We start from the raw sequence: 20,221 nt of genomic DNA on the forward strand, positions 1-20,221 counted from the left end.
GTGCCAAAATTACTAAAACTTTTAAAATGAGCGTTTTAGAATATTGAACGATCCTTTAAATTAAAACTGTTGGCCGATAATGAAGTGTGTTTGAAGTCCGCTAGGTCCGTTACCGATAGACTGTGGTCTAAGATCTTCATCAAACCCGTAACCAAAATCAATACCCAACAACCCGAATGCCGGCATGAATATGCGCAGCCCCACTCCGGCCGATCGTTTTATTTGAAACGGATTAAATTCCTGAAAATTGTTGAAGGCATTACCTCCTTCCATAAATGCAAGCATATAAATGGAAGCTGAAGGTTTTAAAGTTAAAGGATAACGCAGTTCTAGAGAAAATTTATTGTAGACCAAACCACCTTCTTGTTGCCCAGTAATTGGATCAATTGGTGTTAAGGACTGGTTTTCATATCCTCTTAACTGCACCACGTCACGACCATCTAAGGTAAAGTTACCCAAACCGTCACCACCTACGAAGAAACGCTCAAAAGGAACATCACCTACATCATTATTATAATTTCCTAAGAAACCGAATTCAGCATTGGTACGCATTACCAAATCGCCCACCAAGGTTGTATACCAGTCTCCTTTGAACTTTACTTTATAATACTCTAACCATCTAAAACGTTGTTGGTCGATATCCTCTAATTCTGCTGCATCCGCAGCATTTAACTGATTACCCTGAGCCGCTTTTAAAACAGTTAACTCTTTACTGCGGTCCCTTAAGCTTACATAATCCTTATTACTGAAAAGAGAATAAGGAGGGGTGAATTTGGCGGTAACCTCAAAGTTAGATCCTCCTCTAGGGAAAATTCGTCCACCTGCCGTTGCATTCCTGGAAATCCCCAAGGTATAGGCAAAAGAGTTAGATTTACCATTCCCAAAGTTGAACAAACCAATATCATAATTATTAAACTCATATAGCTGATAGCTTAAAGAGTGCGATATTGTAAAGTAATCATCTGGCCACTGAACACGCTTTGCCAAACCAGCGGATATCCCCGTAATGGAAAATCCTGTGCTCTTATCAACTTCAATACTACTACTTGTTGAATTGTTGTAATCTACGCCAAACTGTTGCGTTCTGGAAAGATTTAAGCTAAACTGAACCGGTTTTCTACCGCCCAACCAAGGCTCTGCAAAGTTAAGACTGTATACCCTAAACGTTCTACTGGCCTGTACTCTCATGGCAAAAGTTTGTCCATCACCCATGGGCACCGGCTTATACGCTTCACCTTTTAAAATATTCTTTATGGAGAAGTTATTAAAAGAAAGCCCCAGAGTACCAATGAAACCACCACCACCGTAGCCACCTTGTAGCTCTATCTGACTTGAACCAGACTCCACTAAATTGTACTTAATATCTACCGTACCTTCGTTAGGGTTAGGATTAAGAATGTCCGGCTTGATCTGCTCCGCATCAAAATAACCTAACTGCTGAAGTTCACGAATGGTTCTAATAATATCACTCTTATTATATTTTTGACCAGGACGTGTACGTAGTTCTCGATAGATAACGTGGTCATTGGTACGATCATTACCAACCACATCTATATGATTAAGAAAAGTCTCCTTACCTTCTATCACACGAATTTCAAAATTAATGGTGTCATTTTCTGCAGAAACCTCTACCGGGTTAATGCTTGAAAACAAGTATCCGTTATTTTGGTAAAGACTGGTAACATCGTTAGGCTCCGGTTTGGAATCATCTGCAATACGCTCTCTTAGCAAAACACCGTTATACGTGTCTCCTTTTTTAATCCCCAACACAGACGCTAATTGGCGGTCCGTATAGACACTGTTACCAACAAAATCTATATCTCCAAAGTAATATTTGTTACCTTCTTCTATTTGATATTTTAAGATGATGTTGTTCTCATCTACCTTAATTAAAGAGTCGGAAATAATACGTGCATCACGGTAACCGTTCTCTGCATATTTATCGGACAAGAGCCCTAAATCATTCTCATAGTCTTCTTCAATGAATTTAGATTTCTTCCAAAAACGCCAGAAACGCTTCTCTTTCGTTTTCTTGAAAGCTCCTTTTAACTTTTTATCGGACAACTGTTCGTTACCCTCAAAAATCATTTTTTTGATTTTTACCTTATCACCTTTATTTATATTGATAACCATCTTCTGAGCATTAGTCTCAGAGGTATCGTTGGCGACGATTATGGAAGTCTTGGTATTCAAAAACCCTTGTTTCTTGTACTTATTATCAAGATAGTTTTTGGTATTGGCAATTAAACTCTCCGTAATTTTTTTTCCTTTTTTAAGATCTGTATCCTTAAGGATATCATCTACCTTTCTGGGCTTTACACCATTTATGGTTACATCGGACAAGGTTGGCCTCTCTATAATATTCAGTTCAAGAAAAACCTTATCACCTTCTATATTGGTAATATAAAAGTCAATATTCTTAAAAAGCTCTAGCCCCCAAAGTTTATTGATTATTCCACTAATTTCATCTCCCGGAAGCGTAATAGGCTGCCCTACACGTAAGCCCGTATACGTTTTTACGGTCTGTTCATTATAACTTTGCAGACCGGTGACTTCTATCCCCCCTAAAATGTACTTTTTTCCATCCTCAAAAGAAAGTTCTTGTGCGGAGCAAAATGTAGTTGCAAAAATTAATAGGAGTGTAATAAAAGGTTCGAAGGATATGAACCTATTCATATCGCTAATTGAGTTGTTCGCTGGTTTTTCCAAATCTTCGTTCTCTGTTCTGATAACTTTTTATGGCTTCTGCCAAATGTTGACTACTAAAATCGGGCCAAAATACATCGACGAAATATAATTCCGCGTAGGCTATTTGCCACAGCAAAAAATTGCTGATACGATGCTCTCCACTAGTGCGGACAAGCAAATCTACATCTGGCAAATCATGCGTGTAAAGATGGTTATTAATAATGGTTTCGTCAATGTTTTCAATTGAAATTATATTATTTTTAACTTTGGCACTTATTTGTTTTACTGCGTTTTTCAGCTCCTCGCGAGCACCATAACTTAAGGCCAAAGTAAGGGTCATTCCTGTATTTCCCCTTGTTTTCTCCATTACCTCCTTAAGCTCTTTATTAGCTCTTTTAGGTAATGATTCAATATCACCAATAGCATTTAATCTGATATTGTTTTCTGAAAAAGTCTTTAATTCTTTCTTAAGCGAGGACACCAAAATCTTCATTAAAGTATCTATCTCTATCTTAGGTCTATTCCAGTTTTCTGTAGAGAAAGTATATAAGGTAAGATATTCAAGTTCTAATCTAACGCAGTTTTCAACTGTCTCCCGAACGGTTTTAACACCGTTCTCATGACCAAAGACACGAAGTTTGCCCTGCTTTTTTGCCCACCTACCATTTCCATCCATAATGATGGCCAGGTGTTTTGGCATTTTATTTTTATCTAATTCGTTTAGGTCAACCATAAGGAACTGATCATTCTACTCTAATATGCACTCTTCTAATTGGATTGTTTTTAATTCCCCAACCCCGAAACTCATTTTTTTGAGTGCACGGCAAAAATAGCCTATAAATTTGAATTACGCCTAGTTGAGACGAAATCAAGAAAAGAAAATAGGGATTAAAAGGGAATGCGCGTTACTCAAAACACTCCATACAAGGTTTTCTACCAAAGGTATAGGTTAAGGTAAACCCAGAAAACACATACCAATCATCATTAAAAACATTACCAAACCGAAGATCTCCCAACTGTTGGTTTACATTCAGCTTTTCAGGGTTACTCGCATCTAGGTTATCCGTAAAAGTATACCGAGCACCTATCTCAGCGCCTAAAATCAAAAATTGGTTTAAACGGAGTTTGGCACCTACAGTCATTGGAATTGCAAAAGAACCATCTCTCTGAGACACATCTATAAACTGACCGGCATCAAAATAATTGTAATCGTACCTAAAATAGGTTAAACCTGTATATAGATAAGGAGTAAACGCAGGTCCCAACTTGTGTAAATTGTATTCAACGAAGTTAAACTCTAGCCCTGCTGAAGCCTCTAGCAATGAATTATCCATTTTATACCCCCTCTGCTCTCGGGAAGGATCATTTGACTTTGCGTCATCTGCAGTAAACTTTCCATATATTACACTGGCACGCCAGGCATATCGCTTAGCAATATTCCATTTAAAAATACCACCAAGAGCAATGTCCGATGGCAAAACATACGTAGTTCGCCCTACATCTCCAATCGCATTAGCGCCACCGGCAAATATACCGGCTTCATAGGTTTGTGCCCCTGCACTGCTAAAAACACACAGCAGGACCATGACAATGAATTGCTTCATAAATAGTATTAGTTTGCGAATATAATAATTGCGCTCAACTATTATATTAATGTTCTCAAATGATAAACAGGATTTGCGGTTTTTTATTGTCCGCTCAAGACTCAATTGCGGCGATCTTCTCCCCATAATAGCTTATTCCTAAGGGTTTTCAGAAAACTCTCTGAGGTATATTCTATCATTTTAATTGTGAAGCCCGCTTTTTTAATACGAATTTCCTTTCCGTTCTCCACAGATGCTATTCTAGAATCCAGTGAAATAAGGTGATTATCTTCTCTACCCGAAACTTTTAACCGTATCTCAGTGTCATCAGAAATTACTAAAGGTCTAGCGTTTAAATTATGAGGAGCAATAGGCGTTAAAATCAAGGACTTTGCCGTTGGGGCAATTACCGGCCCACCACAGCTAAGAGAATAACCCGTAGAGCCCGTGGGAGTAGAAACTATTAGGCCATCTGCCCAATAGGAAGTTAAGTACTCATCGTTTAGATAGGTCTCAACCGTAATCATAGAAGTGGTATCCTTTCTACTCACGGTAATTTCGTTCAAGGCAAAATGCAAGCCGTTCAATTCCGGAATATCAGCATCTTTATCAACCTCTACCAAACTACGCTCCACTATGGTATAAGCACCTTGTTTAAATTCTTGAACCACCTTACGGACTTCTTCTTTGCTAAATGTAGAAAGAAAACCTAAACGCCCCGTATTTACACCAACAATTGGTATACCGGTATCCTGAATAAACGCGGTAGCCCTTAAAATGGTACCATCCCCTCCAAAACTCACGAACATATCAAAAGAGTCATCTAGACCTTCTATATCTGTAAATGTGGCATAATTTTCAGTATTGTGATTTGCGGATATAAACTCGTAAAAGTCTTTTTCAATGGCGATTTCAGCCTGTTCTTTCTCAAGCTCATCTAGCAACTCCATTACATATTGCAAGGTGTCTTCCTGATACATTTGACTGTAAACCGCAACTTTCATCCCTTATCTTTATCTTGATTACAAAAACCTTTTGGCCTTATGTCGCAAAAATAAGGATTGTACCTTTCACTGATTAATCTTTTCAAAGATAATCTTGAGAAATTCTATACGTTGAGATATTTATCCAAATAATCTGACCGTTCCTTTAAGTCTTCCAAGAACTGGTCATCTGTATTACCGAACAATACATTGTAATTATAACGACGGAACGTCTGAAGAATATCGTTAAGATTAGAAGATGCTATTTTTATAGTTATCTGAACCACATCATTTTTAGAATCCGTTATAAAGCCACCTATAAGCTTTGTATTATTGCTTTCAACAATTTGGGCAATTTCACTAAACGAATAATCCTTAATTCCCTTGGCCACAACAATAATTCCACCAGGCTCCGTAAAAAACGGTGTATCTATAAAAACACTTACAATATCCGTAAGATCGTAATAACCATCTATTCTCCCTTTTTCATCTAGAATAGGAACTAGGTTAGCTTCATTTCTAGCAAAGACCTCAAGAACATCCAACCAGCTAGTTTCTTTACGAACAAAGAAAGAATCCAAATCATATCGATACTGCTCTATCTTTTCGTTTATATCAAAATTCCCTAGGTCGTTCTCACTAAGCACACCTAAATACGCATCGTTTTCTGTAACAGCTACATGCGAGTGTGTGGTATCCTTAAAAAAGGCAATTACAACAGCTAATGAATCTCCTATTTTAAAAGACGGAATGTTACTTACTATTTGGTCTTGAATATGCATAATTCTATGTGTTAAACGCAAAATACTAATTAAAAATATCAAAAGGCATGCCTAATTTGTATTTTTGTGCCGAATGGTAAATTCTATCGGTAAATGACAAAGTTAAGCGTAAACATAAATAAGATTGCCACCCTAAGGAATGCCCGAGGTGGCAATATGCCAGACCTATTGAAGACAGCGGCAGATATTGAATCTTTTGGCGGACAAGGCATTACCATACACCCTAGACCGGACGAAAGACACATACGCTATCAAGATGCCCGTAACCTAAAAAACCTGGTCACAACAGAATATAATATAGAAGGTAATCCTGTGGAAAAATTCATAGCTCTTGTTCTTGAAGTACTACCAACCCAGGTTACCCTAGTACCAGATGCCGTAGATGCAATTACTTCCAATGCAGGCTGGGACACCATAAAAAACAAGGGCTTTCTTAAAGAGGTTATCCAAACTTTTAAAGATGCAGGCATACGAACCTCTATTTTTGTTGATGCTGAAGCAAGTATGATAGAAGGCGCAGCCGAAACTGGAACGGACCGTATTGAACTTTACACAGAAAGTTATGCAGAAGAGTTTGCCAAGGGCAACCATAGCCAAGCGGTACAACCTTTTACGGAAGCTGCCAAAATTGCACACCAATGCGGTCTTGGCGTTAATGCCGGTCATGACCTAAGCTTGGACAACATCAAATATTTTAAGGAGAACGTCCCGCATTTATTAGAGGTTTCCATTGGTCACGCCCTCATTTGCGAATCACTTTACCTTGGACTTGAAAATGTTGTTAACATGTACCTGAATAAATTAAAATGACAGAAACCTTACACTCACAAATACTAGGCGAAGGCACTCCCCTAATAATTTTACACGGATTTCTAGGCATGTCCGACAACTGGAAAACCTTAGGAAACCAATATGCCGAAAAAGGTTTTGAAGTTCACCTCATAGACCAACGAAACCATGGTAAAAGTTTTTGGTCGGAAGATTTTGATTATGACCTACTATCCGAAGACTTAAAAAACTACATGGAAGGTCAGCAATTGGAAAGCGCCATGATTATAGGACATTCCATGGGCGGCAAGACCACTATGCAATTTGCTTGTAACTATCCGAACCTTGTAGAAAGAATGATTGTTGCGGACATAGGCCCTAAGTTCTACCCTCCACATCACCAACCCATTATAGATGGCCTCAATACATTGGATCTGAATACAATTAAATCCAGGAACGAAGCGGACTCCGAACTTGGCAAGCACATTACCGATTTTGGTACGAGACAATTTTTATTAAAAAATTTATATTGGGTAGAAAAAGGCCAATTAGGCTTTCGCTTTAACTTAAAGGTCTTGAGGAATAAAATGAACGAAATAGGAGAAAACATAAGCGCTTCCGATATTTTCAACGGCCCCACCCTATTTCTTCGCGGAGACCGTTCAGAGTATATTATGCCCAATGATATTTCTGAAATCAAGAAACACTTTCCACAAGCTGAACTGGAAACAATTGACAATGCCGGCCATTGGCTCCATGCCGAAAATCCAAAGCAATTTTTTGAAAAGTCCATAGCATTCCTGAAGCCATGATACATTTTTGACATCTGTCTTACCCGAGTTTTGCATTATTTAGCCCTACGACTATTAATCCAACAACAATTTTTTATCTTTAAAGAGCAGCGAAACTGTTCGCTTCATCAAAATCTTCACTTATGAAACTTATTCTACGCGTTTTACTAAGCGCCCTTGCCGTTGTCATACTGTCCAAAATACTACCCAACGTATCTGTAGACAGTTATATGACCGCTATTATTGTAGCCATAGTGCTCAGTCTTTTAAATTTTATAGTTAAACCAATTTTGGTCATTTTCACCTTGCCGGTAACCATTTTAACACTTGGACTTTTCTTACTGATTATCAATGCTATAATAATTCTCCTAGCAGATAATCTTATAGACGGGTTCAGTGTGGACGGCGTTTTATGGGCCATAATTTTCAGCCTTTTGTTATCCATTCTTCAATCTATATTGTTTTCCCTTTTGAAAGAGGACAAAAAATCGTAACGATTGTTTGAATCTCAACGATTTAAAAACTTGCTAGGATGCATTAATTGTAGTACTTTTGCATCCCATTTTATGGAAACAAAAAAGAAGATTTAGATGAATATTACAAAAGAGCAGATCGACGATCTAAATGCCGTCGTTAAAGTGGCCATCACCAAAGAAGACTACCAAGATAAGGTAGACAGCATTCTTAGTGACTATAGAAAACAGGCCAATGTACCTGGTTTCAGAAAAGGCCACGTGCCAATGGGCTTGATAAAAAAGCAATACGGGAAAGCCGTTTTGGTAGACGAAGTGAACAAACTTCTACAAGACAACCTAAACAAATACCTTACCGAAGAAAAACTAGATGTTTTAGGTAATCCGCTTCCTAAACAACAAGATAATTTTGATTGGGACGAGGAAGAACTTGCATTTGAATTTGAATTAGGTCTAGCTCCCGATTTTGAAGTTCCATTGCAAACTAAAAAACCGATTACCCATTATAAAATCGTTGCTGACGATAAAATGGTAGATGAGCAGGTGGAACGTATTCAAAAACAATACGGAAAACTTATCAGTAAAGACGCTGTTGAGAAGAACAACGAGGTAACCGGAACTTTCAAGAACGAAGAAGAAGAAATAGATAATAAAGCTACTTTAGAACTTGACAAGGTTAAGAGTAAAAAAGCTTTGGACGCTTTAAAGGGCAAAAAAGTTGGTGATGTTGTTACGTTGAAATCAAAAGGTCTTTTCAAAGAAGATTACTTGCTTTCTAGCGTATTTGGCGTTTCTCAGGAAAAAGCTGCCGATCTTAATATTGAAGCCACTTTCACTATTGAGGAAATCAACGAAAGAGAACCTGCCGCTTTAGACCAGGAGCTTTTTGACAAACTTTTCGGTAAGGATGAAGTTAAGTCAGAAGAAGATTTAAAGGCAAGAATCAAAGATGATTCAGAAAAACAATTCGAGCAACAGTCAGACCAGAAGTTACTGAATGACATTACCGAATATTTCATTGAAAACACAAAATTTGAACTCCCTACCGAGTTCTTGACGAAGTGGATTCAGATGACCGGTGAAAACCCATTGACCGAGGAAGAAGCCAGTGAAGAATTTGAAAAATCTGAAAAAGGGCTACGCTACCAACTTATAGAAGGTAAAGTCATTAAAGAAAATAACATTGAGCTTCAGTTTGACGAATTGAAGGAATTTGCTAAAGGTTTCATAAAAACACAAATGGCACAGTTTGGCCAATTGGACCCTCAGGAAGAAGAATTGGATAATATAGCCGCTCGTGTATTGGGCAACCAAGACGAGGTAAAACGTCTATCTGAGCAGTTAATGAGCCAAAAGTTACTTACCTTATACAAAGAGAAAGTGAACCTTAAGACCAAAGAGGTTACTTACGAAAACTTCGTGAAGGAAGTATACGGGTAATATTTCCAAAAAATTATAAGTATCTTTACGGTGCCGAAAATGATATTTTCGGCACCTTTTTTTATCTTATACCCCAGGGTTACTTAAACATCGAAAGAAAATTATGGATTACGGAAAAGAATTCAAGAATTACGCTATAAATCACCAAGGTATTAGCAGTACCTATTATGATTCGATCTTAACAAGCATGTATCCCGTTGGTCTTACACCCAACATTATTGAAGAACGCCAGATGAACGCTGTTGCCATGGACGTATTTTCAAGATTAATGATGGACCGTATTATCTTCTTAGGAACAGGTATCAATGATCAAGTAGCGAATATTGTACAAGCGCAATTGTTGTTTTTAGCCAGTACAGATGCTAAAAAAGACATTCAAATATATATTAACTCACCAGGAGGAAGTGTTTACGCCGGCTTGGGTATCTATGACACCATGCAATTCATTGCTCCGGACGTTGCTACTATTTGCACAGGAATGGCTGCCTCAATGGGTGCTGTACTTCTTTGTGCAGGAGAAAAGGGTAAACGTAGCGGATTAACGCATTCTAGAGTAATGATACACCAACCTATGGGTGGAGCGCAAGGTCAAGCAAGCGATATTGAAATTACCGCCCGCGAAATCCTGAAGTTGAAATCAGAACTGTATGAAATCATTGCCAAGCATTCAGACCAAACTATAGACAAGGTTAACGAAGATAGTGACCGTGACTATTGGATGAAGGCTGAAGAAGCTAAAGCATATGGTATGATTGACGAAATTTTGGTAAGGGAGAAAGAGTAATTTCGACCAAATGCGTACTATTAATTGGTTTTTCGATTAAAACGATGAACCAAAACGCATTTATTTGCGTTTATTTTTTCAAAGAAAGTATACTTTAATATGGCTAAAGAAAATTTAGAGTGCTCATTTTGTGGCAGAAAGAAGCCAGAGACCAATCTTTTGATTGCAGGTCTTGATGCGCACATATGTGACAGATGTATAGAGCAAGCCCATGGTATTGTTACCGAAGAATCTAGACAAACTAAAACTAACGACCTTTCTTCAGAACTCACCCTGAAGAAACCGCTAGATATCAAATCATTTTTAGACACCTATGTTATTGGGCAGGAACGCACCAAAAAAGTAATGTCTGTTGCTGTATATAATCATTACAAAAGGTTATTGCAGCCGAAGTCCAAAGAGGACGATATAGAAATACAAAAGAGTAACATTGTCATGGTTGGGCAGACAGGTACAGGTAAAACCCTTATTGCCAAAACCATTGCCAAAATGCTGAATGTTCCTTTAGCTATAGTAGATGCTACGGTTTTAACAGAGGCTGGTTATGTTGGTGAAGATGTAGAAAGTATTCTTACCCGTCTTTTACAAGCGGCAGATTACAACCTTGAAAAAGCAGAACGCGGTATTGTTTTTATAGATGAGATCGATAAAATAGCACGTAAGAGCGATAACCCTTCTATTACAAGAGATGTATCTGGCGAAGGTGTTCAACAAGGACTTCTTAAGTTACTTGAAGGAACGGTTGTTAATGTTCCACCAAAGGGCGGAAGAAAGCATCCGGACCAAAAGTTCATTGAGGTGAACACTGAGAACATCCTATTTATTGCAGGAGGTGCTTTTGACGGAATTGAACGTGCCATTACCAAAAGGTTGAACATGCAAGCTATTGGGTATAGCGCAGCCAAAACCGATGACAACCTGGACCAAGAGAATATTCTTCAGTATATAATCCCAAAGGATTTGAAGGAGTTTGGTTTAATCCCTGAAATTATAGGAAGGCTTCCGGTATTGACACACATGAACCCGTTAGACGAGAAAACGCTAAGAGCAATCCTTACCGAGCCTAAAAATGCGATTATAAAGCAGTACGAAAAACTGTTCGCAATGGATGATATTACTTTCACCATTACGGATCAAGCTTTAGATTATATTGTTAAAAAAGCAATTGAATACAAATTGGGCGCCAGAGGACTTCGTTCCCTATGTGAGGCAATTTTTACCGATGCGATGTTCGAAATGCCAAGTAATGACGAATCGGAATTTAAGGTCACTAAACCTTATGCCGAAGAAAAACTATCTCATGAGACCGTTAAAAAACTTAAAGCAGTTTCATAAAGTCTCCCTTGATATAAATAAACAAGAAAGCGGAACCACATGATGTGATTCCGCTTTTTTATTTGTTTGAGTGTTAGTTTAAAACCTCAGTGTTATTTAAATAGCTTTTTGCTTATTTGCTTTCCCTCTATTTTGGGTAACCGTATTCAACAAATCAAGACATACTTTCTTGATTATTTTCTCGTCAGTATACATATCATGGCTAAAACCATTTATCAGCTCTGCTTCTACCCCAGTTTCTTTGTACCAAGATGCTTTAGGTCTATAGACGTCGCCATCTCCAAACAAAAGACGAATTGAGCACTCTGGCTTCCGTACTTCTGAACGAACCCTAGTTGAAGATACTGCATATAATGACTTCATAGGTAAACCGGAAAGCGCGGCCTTCCAAGCTATAACTCCTCCAACACTAAAACATAGATAATGTGCAGGTTCCTTCTCTTTTTTAAGAAGATGAGCTACCGCAGTTTCTATTCCTCCATTAACAAACGCCTGATGAACGTTTTCTTCTGAATTTACTTTTACATCTACATTTCCCAATTGTTGGCAATCATAAAAAGTAATATTAAAATGCTGTTGAAGATATCCGAGGTATGATGTTATCCAGAGCCCTTTTTTAGCTCCCCACATGTCGGACAAGATTACAAGTCTTTCTGCCATAATATTAAATTTAATTTGCCTTTAGGTTAGTATTTGGGAATCAATTTCAATATTAAACGACTAAATCTCTCTTTTATTTGTTCATATGAAGTAATTCTTCGATATAGCCCCTTTTATTTGACAATCTCGGAATCTTATGCTGTCCTCCCAACTTCCCATTTTGCTTTAACCAATCATAAAAAAGGTTTTCTCTGGCCACATGAACTTTGGGTAGATTTAAAGTGATGTTGTTATAACGTTTTGCCTCATAATCGGAATTTAAAGACTTCAAGGCATTGTCCAAATATTCGGTAAATACATCAATATCACTTGGTGGGTTCCTAAACTCAATTATCCATTCATGGGCTCCTTTTTCCTTATCGACCATAAAAACAGGGCCAGCCGTATAATCTTTAATTTCTGCACCGGTTTTCAAACAAATAGTCTTCAAAGCTTCTTCTGCATTTTCTATAATGAGCTCCTCTCCAAAAACATTAATGTGATGCTTTGTTCTTCCGGTAACTTTTATACGGTACGGACTCGTAGAAGTGAATTTAATGGTATCTCCAATTTTGTACCGCCAAAGTCCTGAGTTGGTGGTGATAATAATGGCATAATTGGTATTCTTTTTCACTTCCCAAAGTGGAATGGCCGTTTGTGACTCCGTACCATATTCCGTCATAGGAATGAACTCGTAGAATATTCCATAGTCCAACATCAGTAATAAATCATCTGCATTGTTACGGTCCTGAATCGCAAAGAAGCCTTCCGAAGCATTATAAATCTCATAATATTTAAAGCTCTTGCGCGGCAGTAATTTTTTATACTGTTCTTCATACGGGTTAAAACTCACGCCGCCATGAAAATAGACTTCAAGGTTTTCCCACACTTGAAAAAGATGATCTTTACCTGTATCCTGTATTACATTATTCAGAAGCACCAACATCCAAGAAGGCACACCCGCTAAGCTGGTCACATTCTCTTGTGTACTTTCTTTTATAATTGCTTTTAACTTACTTTCCCATTCGCTCATTAAAGACACCTTATTACTTGGCGTACTACTGAATTCCGCCCATAAAGGCATATTATCAATAAGAATGGCGGACAAATCCCCAAAATAAGAGCCATTGTCTTCATAGAGCTCTTTACTACCTCCCAAACGCAGGCTTTTACCTGTAAACAGCTGTGAGTTTTCATTATTGTTCAAATAGAGACAAAGCAAATCTTTACCTGATTTATAATGGCAATCCTCAAGTGCTTCTTCACTTACGGGAATAAACTTACTCTTTGCATTGGTAGTACCACTACTTTTGGCAAAAAGCTTTATTGAGGTAGGCCAAAATATATTTTGCTCCCCACGGCGCGTGCGCTCAATAATAGGCTCAATTTCTTCATAAGAAGAGATAGGCACCCGTTCCCTAAAAGTTTCGTAATTATGTATTGACTCAAAATCATACTTTCTGCCAATTTCCGTGTCTTCGGCAATTTCAATAAGCTGATGTAGCACTTCTTCTTGAACCTCTTCCGGGTATTTCAAAAAAAGTTCTATCTGATGATATCTTTTTTTTAGCAACCAAGAAGCAATGGAATTGAATAAGGTAATTGGCATTTTTGGGTATCTTTGAATTCGCTAAATTTAGCTTTAATACTTATCATTTTCAAATACATTTTAAATCTAACTTTTTTATGCAGTACGAAGGCGTTCTAAGAAAAATGCAGACCGAAATAGGAAACCCTATTCAATACTACATGGTATTCGAAAACGATTTTTTGAACGTCAACCAAGTTTTGGACAAAGAGCTAGAAATCAACTTTATAAAATACCAATGTTTAAATTGTGGTCGTGACCGCCCTATTTACCGTCAAGGTTTTTGCAAGACCTGTTTCTTTGAAACCCCATCTGCCGGTGATTGGATAATGCGTCCAGAATTGAGCACGGCACATTTAGATAAAGAAGACCGCGACTTAGAATATGAGAAAAAAGCACAATTACAGCCTCATATCGTATACTTGGCCAACTCAAGCAATATAAAAGTGGGAGTAACACGTAAATCTCAAATACCAACCAGGTGGATAGACCAAGGAGCACACGAGGCCATCGAAATTGTTGAAGTACCCAACCGTTATCTAGCCGGGATAACAGAAGTAGCTTTAAAAGACCATATTGGTGATAAGACCAACTGGCGAAAAATGCTTACCAACAATGTAGAGGATGAAAATTTAGAGGAATGGCGCAATAAGCTAAAACAGTACATACCTGCCGAAGCATCTGAGTATTTCATCACCAACAATTCTGAAACCAATCTTGAATTTCCAGTTTTAAAATATCCAGAAAAGGTGAAGAGCCTCAATCTTTCAAAGGCACCAAACTACAAAGGTGTACTTAAAGGCATAAAAGGGCAGTATTTCATTTTTGAGGATAATACCGTTTTTAATGTTCGAGGCAACGAGGGGTATTATGTATCGCTTCAGATCAGGTAAACGGACAGAGTTCTACATTCAACTTTTGGAACAAAAATAAAACGGTTAGCATCATTCTTGTGCTATGAACAACGTTACCTTCAAAAAAATTTAAAGGTAACGACATGAATCAAGCAATATTACTTAAAAATAGGCCTGAAGGTAAACCTCAACTTTCCGACTTCGAATTTACCAAAGAAGACCAACCAGAAGATCAAGATGGAGAAGTTCTATTAAAATCGAAATATGTCTCGGTCGACCCTTATTTACGCGGCCGTATGCGGGATGTGGAATCTTACATAGATCCATTTAAACTGAACGAACCTTTAGAATCCAACATCGTAGCCGAGGTCATCTCTTCTAAAAACAGTAATTTCAAAGAAGGCGATTTCGTCCACGGAATGCTGAAATGGAAAGAATATCAAACATCCGATGGAAAAGGGCTGAATAAAGTAGATGAGGACAAAGCCTCTTTATCAGCATATTTAGGCATCTTAGGCCTGACCGGGTTAACCGCATATATCAGTCTTGATAAGATAGGAGATTTAAAGAAAGGAGAAACACTGTTGGTCTCCGGAGCTTCTGGTGCAGTTGGCAGCACTGTAGGACAGATTGGAAAGATAAAAGGTTGTCGCGTTGTGGGTATTGCCGGTAGTGATGAAAAACTAGAATTAATGAAAGAGAAATTCGGTTTTGATGAAGGCATTAATTATAAGTCTACGGAAGATATGGCAGAGGCCATTGCGAGCACTTGTCCAAACGGAGTAGATGTGTATTATGACAATGTTGGGGGCGAAATACTAGATGCCGCTATGAACAATATAAACAAAGACGGACGCGTCATTAACTGCGGAGCGATTTCACTATACAACGAAACAGAGCCCCAAACCGGTCCTCGCTATGAAGGTATCTTTGTAAAGAAAACGGTTAAAATGCAAGGTTTTTTGGTTCGTGACCATGTGAAGGAATTTGGACCAGCCATACAACAACTTACAAAATGGCTCAATGAAGATAAACTGACTTATTCAGAAACTGTTGTAGAAGGGTTTGAAAATATACCACAGGCGTTTATTGACCTTTTTGAAGGAAAAAATAAAGGTAAAATGGTCGTTAAAATTTACTAGAACATCTATGGGCGATACTGACGAAAACAACTCTTCCGGCAAAAGTAAATGGCCAATGTACCTATCCCTTATTACGGTTGCCGCATTGGTCATCGGTTATTTTACTATACCTGAAATGGAATCCTTTTTCAATGAAGCTTGGCAAGTGCTTACCAGTGGAAACCGTAGGGAAGTTGAGAACTGGGTTTCTCAATTTGAAGCTTGGGGCCCCGTAATATTGATATTGGCTATGATAGCCCAAATGTTTATGATCGTGGTGCCATCGATCATGCTCATGGTCGCTTCCATTTTAGCTTATGGCCCAATTTGGGGTAGTATATTAATCTTGGGAGCTGTTTTCTCTGCCTCATCTGTAGGCTACCTCATTGGAAAACTATTAGGTCAAGACCGAGTTGAACGGATTATTGGAAGAAAAACAGAAAACAAAGTAGCCGATTTTCTGAAAGATTATGGCTTTTGGGCCGTTATGATAACCCGCCTTAATCCATTTTTATCAAATGACGCCATTAGTTTCGTGGGTGGAATTCTAAGAATGGGCTACTGGAAATTTATTGGGGCGACCCTTATCGGCATCGCCCCACTTACAATCTTTATTGCTGTCCTAGGAAAAAGCACCAACAGTATGAAAACAGGTTTACTCTGGGGCTCACTAGTAAGTCTAGCACTATTTCTACTCTATGTTTGGTATGACAAAAAACATAAACCGAGTTCTTAGAGCAATATTCTTTTCAGCTATTCCTTCTTCTTGCCCAATAGACCACCTAGAATGTTTTTGGCCTTTTCCTTAACGGCATCCTCTTCTTTTTTAGGAGCAGCCGTATCTGCCTCAACTGTGGTCGTATCTTTTTTGCTATTTCCTAACAATCCCCCAAGAACTTCTTTTACATTGTCTTTGGTTGAACTCTTTGTAGAATCAGTTGTAGAAGAATTACCTCCTAAAACATCACCAATTAAATCTTTGGCCTTATCCTTTCCTTTATTAACCAATTTTTGCTTTTGAATCTCAACCAACTGATTCGTTAAGGTTTTTACACCAGAGGTTAAATCGGTACTCACACTAGGATTGTCATAATTACCCCCAATATTGGCAACTACGGGAATCTTCAAATCATTAAGGTCATCCTCACCAATTTGCGCGATCAACTTCCCTACATCACTGCCTAAATATTTAGCCGGAACCTCCAAAGTGGCCTTATAGTCCATTTTCTTATCAAAAGTATGGCTACCCCCTACATTAATGGCTATATCCTTATAATTAACTGTAAACGGCTTCACATTCACCAGGCCATTTTCAAAAGTAAGCTTAGTTTTCAGGTCATCTAGATTAAGTTGTTTAAGGTCTATAAAGTTTAGCTTACTATCCAGGGCAGTAAGCAACGGAGCACTTTCCGAATCGATTTCCTGCGTCATGATATCCGCAAAAATATCACCGGTTAATGTCAACAAATCTGGTACTAAATCATCAGTCAGACTACCGGAGAGTTTAATATCCGAATCTAACGTTCCCTTTAAAATCTGAGCAATTGGAGCAACGGCCTTAAAAAGCTCAAGCGACTTAAAGGTTTCACTGATTCCCAACTGTTTCATATCTAAATTCATGGCAAATTTAGGAGTCTCCTCTTTGGTTGAAACCTCTCCGTTGAACGCCATTTTTCCATTAAAAATGGAAGACGTCATATTACTCAGCGTTGCCTTCTCATCTTTTATACGAAGATTACCTTTTACGTCTTTCAGCGTAAGATTGTCATAAAGCACGGTATTGGCAGATGCATTAATATTGGCATCCAAGAATGAAGGAATCTTAATTTTCTCTTCAGCTACCGTTTCGGCAGGTTTCTCCCCTTCACTTTTGTTTTCCGTTTGAACGGATTCGGTTTCTTCAACCATAAAATCGCTCAACGAAAATACATTTGAAGAAAGGTCAAAATCACCCTCTACCTTTTCATCATTGAACATAAAACCTAGAAGGTTTTTAATGGTTCCTTTCGCATTAAAATCGGTTTTTCCGGTAGAACCGCTCAACTCATTTAGCGTAACCGTTGATGGATTAAAAGTTACACTTGTTTTCTGAAGTTTAACCGGATTAGGAATTTCATCGGACTTATATTCAAAATCGCTTAGGCTTAATATACCGTTTGTAGTTGTGTTCTCATACTGTTCCTTTTCAATGGAAGCCATATCAAAAGCAGTGCTAATATCTGCAACAAGAAGTCCTTTTAAATCCAAATCCGCTGGCACCGGATATGCCTTTTCCAAATTGGCCAAGTTCATATTACCATCTATATGGGCATTTACTTTAGTGTTCCCCATCAATTCCTTGATGTTTGCTGTCATATTGAACTTATCTTCATCTATCATAAAAGACAGCTTATCAATATCTACATACGTATCTTCCGCAATACCTGTAGTGTTATTAATTTTTGTGTCTATAAATACGTTACGAACTGATTTTGGCAAATCAGGATACTTAAACGAAGCATTTTCAGAGTTGATATTAATATTGAATTTTGGAATATGCTCTTCATCTACAATACCATTGAACTTACCTTCCAGGATAAAGTTTCCGGTGGTCTTTACATTTTCAATACTCTTGGAATACTCTTCTGGAATGACGGCTAAAAAGTTTTTAAAATCTGAAGAAGGTGTTTTAAAGGTGATATCAATCTCTTGATTATTTTCATTCACTTTTATAAACCCATCAAAAACCAAAGCCAATTGATTAATAAGGGCTTCGTTCTTCAAAAAAGTATACTTACTCTCTTTTAAATCAACCCCAACTAAAGCATCTAGTTGAATCTTGTTTTTGTTCAGGTAATTGGTGCTATCCATCTCAAAAGACACTAACGCTTCCGTAAAAGTATCCAACTCGGATTTTTCTAAAGAAAGGTCGCCCTTGCCATTATGCTGCATTTCTGAAATTTCAAAGCGCATACCTGTGGATTGGTCATCGTATACAATCCTGGAATTTGTAATGGCATACGATTGTAAATCTAGGTTAAAACCATCCGTAGTACTTGTCTCTGCAGGAGCACTTGGCTCATCTGAAGGTATAGCAATATCAAAACTGGCGTTTTCCTCCTTGTCTATAGTTACATTTACCAAAGCATCATCTACGGTTAGACTTTTAATGCCAATAGGCTCATCTTGACCTTTAAACAACTCACCGATGCCCATAGAAAGAGCCACTTTTTTTGAAGCAAAAAGCGTATCTCCTTCAAAAGGGGCTTTATTTAAGAGAACCACATCTTCAAGACTTACCTCTGCATTGGGAAAACTGCTAAACAGACTTAAATCGGCTTTTGAAAAATCGAGAGTGGCATTAATATTATTGTTTGCGTTATTCTTGATAATATCACCAATTTTCGACTCAAGAAAAAAGGGTGCGGCTACCAATATCACAACAATAAGCAATACAAACACTCCTAAAATTCTAAATATTTTCTTTTTCATATTTCTATTTCAACTACTGAATTACAAAACTAAACGGAATACAATCTGGATGTTGGTCTAAACCTTGAAAAATCATTTTCCAAAAACAAACAACCTACTAAAAGAAGGTCGTAGTTTTTAGCTCATAAATCAAGACTCTTAACACTATCGATACAACTTAAAAAAGCTTTGATTATTATACCTCTAGTGTTATTTCTTCGCCAACATCTAATTTGAACCGTTTTCTCATGATATATACGAGCAAATACAGAAAAGGAGTGTCCAGAAATGCTATAAAAATCTTAAAAATGAATCCACTTACCACCAAACCGAAAAATAGGTCCCATGGCAAAACACCAAAAACGCATAATAACCCTACAACTGTACAGGTATCAACAAACTGAGAAAGGAAGGTTGAAAAATTGTTCCGCACCCAGAGGTATTTACCTTTAGTAAGTTTTTTCCAGAAATGATAAATGGCAATATCTATGTATTGCGCAAAAAGATAAGCAATCATAGATGCCAAAACAGCAACTGGTGAAAGTGCAAAAACACTCGAAAACGTACTATCGTCTACCGGAGAAGATGGGATGGCCGGGGCCACTTCCGCAACCAAAATAATAGCCATAGAGAACAAACTTGCAAAAATTCCCGCAGTAACAATTTGGTTGGCCTTTTTTCTTCCATAAATCTCGGAGATTAAATCGGTAATTAAAAAGGTGATTGGGTAAGGTAAAATTCCGACCGAAATTTCAAAAAGCGAAACCCCAAATATGGTAAAGTCACCAAAAGGATTCCAATAGAAAAATTTCTGAAAAATAAGATTGGAAACCACCAGAGAGGTAATAAAAAGTGCTCCTAAATACAGGTAAATCTTATACGCCAGGCGGCTATCTTTTACGGTCATAAGTATATTCCTATTAAAATCATCGTTAAACGGTA

Annotated in this window: 18 protein-coding genes; 9 read left to right on the forward strand and 9 right to left on the reverse strand. The window is 37.8% G+C overall.

Annotated features, from left to right (window positions below; genetic code table 11):
- Nucleotides 1-60 precede the first annotated feature (60 nt).
- The 5 genes from P0077_RS04665 to P0077_RS04685 all read right to left on the reverse strand — a co-directional run bounded on the left by P0077_RS04665 (nucleotide 61) and on the right by P0077_RS04685 (nucleotide 6,036).
- A complete protein-coding gene (locus P0077_RS04665) occupies nucleotides 61-2,676 on the reverse strand; it encodes a BamA/OMP85 family outer membrane protein (RefSeq protein WP_276167979.1) in 2,616 nt (871 codons plus the stop codon).
- Nucleotides 2,677-2,680: 4 nt separating this feature from the next.
- A complete protein-coding gene (gene uppS / locus P0077_RS04670; RefSeq protein WP_432422798.1) occupies nucleotides 2,681-3,388 on the reverse strand; it encodes an undecaprenyl pyrophosphate synthase in 708 nt (235 codons plus the stop codon).
- A 205-nt stretch (nucleotides 3,389-3,593) separates the two neighbouring features.
- On the reverse strand, nucleotides 3,594-4,292 hold the full coding sequence (porG, locus tag P0077_RS04675) for a type IX secretion system protein PorG (RefSeq protein ID WP_276167981.1): 699 nt from the start codon (nucleotides 4,290-4,292) through the stop codon (nucleotides 3,594-3,596).
- Nucleotides 4,293-4,393: 101 nt separating this feature from the next.
- Nucleotides 4,394-5,275 carry an NAD kinase gene (locus P0077_RS04680; RefSeq protein WP_276167982.1) on the reverse strand — a complete coding sequence of 294 codons (882 nt, stop codon included), beginning with the start codon at nucleotides 5,273-5,275 and terminating at the stop codon, nucleotides 4,394-4,396.
- A gap of 104 nt (nucleotides 5,276-5,379) precedes the next feature.
- Entirely contained in the window at nucleotides 5,380-6,036 is a 657-nt protein-coding gene (locus P0077_RS04685) for a CBS domain-containing protein (RefSeq protein WP_276167983.1), read from the reverse strand.
- Nucleotides 6,037-6,129: 93 nt separating this feature from the next.
- On the opposite strand from P0077_RS04685, the gene P0077_RS04690 reads away from it, so the two are divergent.
- The 6 genes from P0077_RS04690 (at nucleotide 6,130) to clpX (ending at nucleotide 11,627) form a co-directional block, all read left to right on the forward strand.
- A complete protein-coding gene (locus tag P0077_RS04690) occupies nucleotides 6,130-6,846 on the forward strand; it encodes a pyridoxine 5'-phosphate synthase (RefSeq protein ID WP_276167984.1) in 717 nt (238 codons plus the stop codon).
- Complete coding sequence (locus P0077_RS04695) at nucleotides 6,843-7,616, forward strand: alpha/beta fold hydrolase (RefSeq protein WP_276167985.1); 774 nt, start codon at nucleotides 6,843-6,845, stop codon at nucleotides 7,614-7,616. The genes P0077_RS04690 and P0077_RS04695 overlap by 4 nt, the downstream gene beginning before the upstream one ends.
- 122 nt (nucleotides 7,617-7,738) lie before the next feature.
- Entirely contained in the window at nucleotides 7,739-8,089 is a 351-nt protein-coding gene (locus tag P0077_RS04700; protein ID WP_276167986.1) for a phage holin family protein, read from the forward strand.
- A 96-nt stretch (nucleotides 8,090-8,185) separates the two neighbouring features.
- Nucleotides 8,186-9,508, forward strand: a complete 1,323-nt coding sequence (gene tig / locus P0077_RS04705; protein ID WP_276167987.1) for a trigger factor — start codon at nucleotides 8,186-8,188, stop codon at nucleotides 9,506-9,508.
- A gap of 103 nt (nucleotides 9,509-9,611) precedes the next feature.
- A complete protein-coding gene (gene clpP, locus P0077_RS04710; protein WP_276167988.1) occupies nucleotides 9,612-10,292 on the forward strand; it encodes an ATP-dependent Clp endopeptidase proteolytic subunit ClpP in 681 nt (226 codons plus the stop codon).
- A 99-nt stretch (nucleotides 10,293-10,391) separates the two neighbouring features.
- Entirely contained in the window at nucleotides 10,392-11,627 is a 1,236-nt protein-coding gene (gene clpX / locus P0077_RS04715; RefSeq protein WP_276167989.1) for an ATP-dependent Clp protease ATP-binding subunit ClpX, read from the forward strand.
- A 96-nt stretch (nucleotides 11,628-11,723) separates the two neighbouring features.
- On the opposite strand, the gene P0077_RS04720 is transcribed toward clpX, so the two are convergent.
- Together P0077_RS04720 and P0077_RS04725 are read right to left on the reverse strand one after the other, a co-directional pair.
- Nucleotides 11,724-12,287: a hypothetical protein gene (locus P0077_RS04720; protein ID WP_276167990.1), complete on the reverse strand. Its 564-nt coding sequence runs from the start codon at nucleotides 12,285-12,287 to the stop codon at nucleotides 11,724-11,726.
- Between the two features lie 73 nt (nucleotides 12,288-12,360).
- Nucleotides 12,361-13,875: a GH3 auxin-responsive promoter family protein gene (locus tag P0077_RS04725; protein ID WP_276167991.1), complete on the reverse strand. Its 1,515-nt coding sequence runs from the start codon at nucleotides 13,873-13,875 to the stop codon at nucleotides 12,361-12,363.
- A gap of 77 nt (nucleotides 13,876-13,952) precedes the next feature.
- Here P0077_RS04725 and P0077_RS04730 point away from each other — a divergent pair, with 77 nt between their 5' ends.
- The 3 genes from P0077_RS04730 to P0077_RS04740 all read left to right on the forward strand — a co-directional run bounded on the left by P0077_RS04730 (nucleotide 13,953) and on the right by P0077_RS04740 (nucleotide 16,565).
- The gene (locus tag P0077_RS04730; RefSeq protein ID WP_276167992.1) at nucleotides 13,953-14,747 is read left to right on the forward strand and encodes a DUF2797 domain-containing protein; all 795 of its coding nucleotides are present in this window, start codon (nucleotides 13,953-13,955) and stop codon (nucleotides 14,745-14,747) included.
- A 104-nt stretch (nucleotides 14,748-14,851) separates the two neighbouring features.
- Nucleotides 14,852-15,850, forward strand: a complete 999-nt coding sequence (locus tag P0077_RS04735; protein ID WP_276167993.1) for an NADP-dependent oxidoreductase — start codon at nucleotides 14,852-14,854, stop codon at nucleotides 15,848-15,850.
- A gap of 7 nt (nucleotides 15,851-15,857) precedes the next feature.
- Nucleotides 15,858-16,565: a TVP38/TMEM64 family protein gene (locus P0077_RS04740; RefSeq protein WP_276167994.1), complete on the forward strand. Its 708-nt coding sequence runs from the start codon at nucleotides 15,858-15,860 to the stop codon at nucleotides 16,563-16,565.
- 17 nt (nucleotides 16,566-16,582) lie between these two features.
- Here P0077_RS04740 and P0077_RS04745 read toward each other — a convergent pair whose 3' ends face one another.
- A complete protein-coding gene (locus P0077_RS04745) occupies nucleotides 16,583-19,300 on the reverse strand; it encodes an AsmA family protein (RefSeq protein WP_276167995.1) in 2,718 nt (905 codons plus the stop codon).
- A 175-nt stretch (nucleotides 19,301-19,475) separates the two neighbouring features.
- A complete protein-coding gene (locus tag P0077_RS04750) occupies nucleotides 19,476-20,186 on the reverse strand; it encodes a queuosine precursor transporter (RefSeq protein ID WP_276167996.1) in 711 nt (236 codons plus the stop codon).
- Nucleotides 20,187-20,221: the final 35 nt, after the last annotated feature.

It is taken from the genome of Zobellia alginiliquefaciens, assembly GCF_029323795.1.
GTDB classification, from domain to species: domain Bacteria; phylum Bacteroidota; class Bacteroidia; order Flavobacteriales; family Flavobacteriaceae; genus Zobellia; species Zobellia alginiliquefaciens.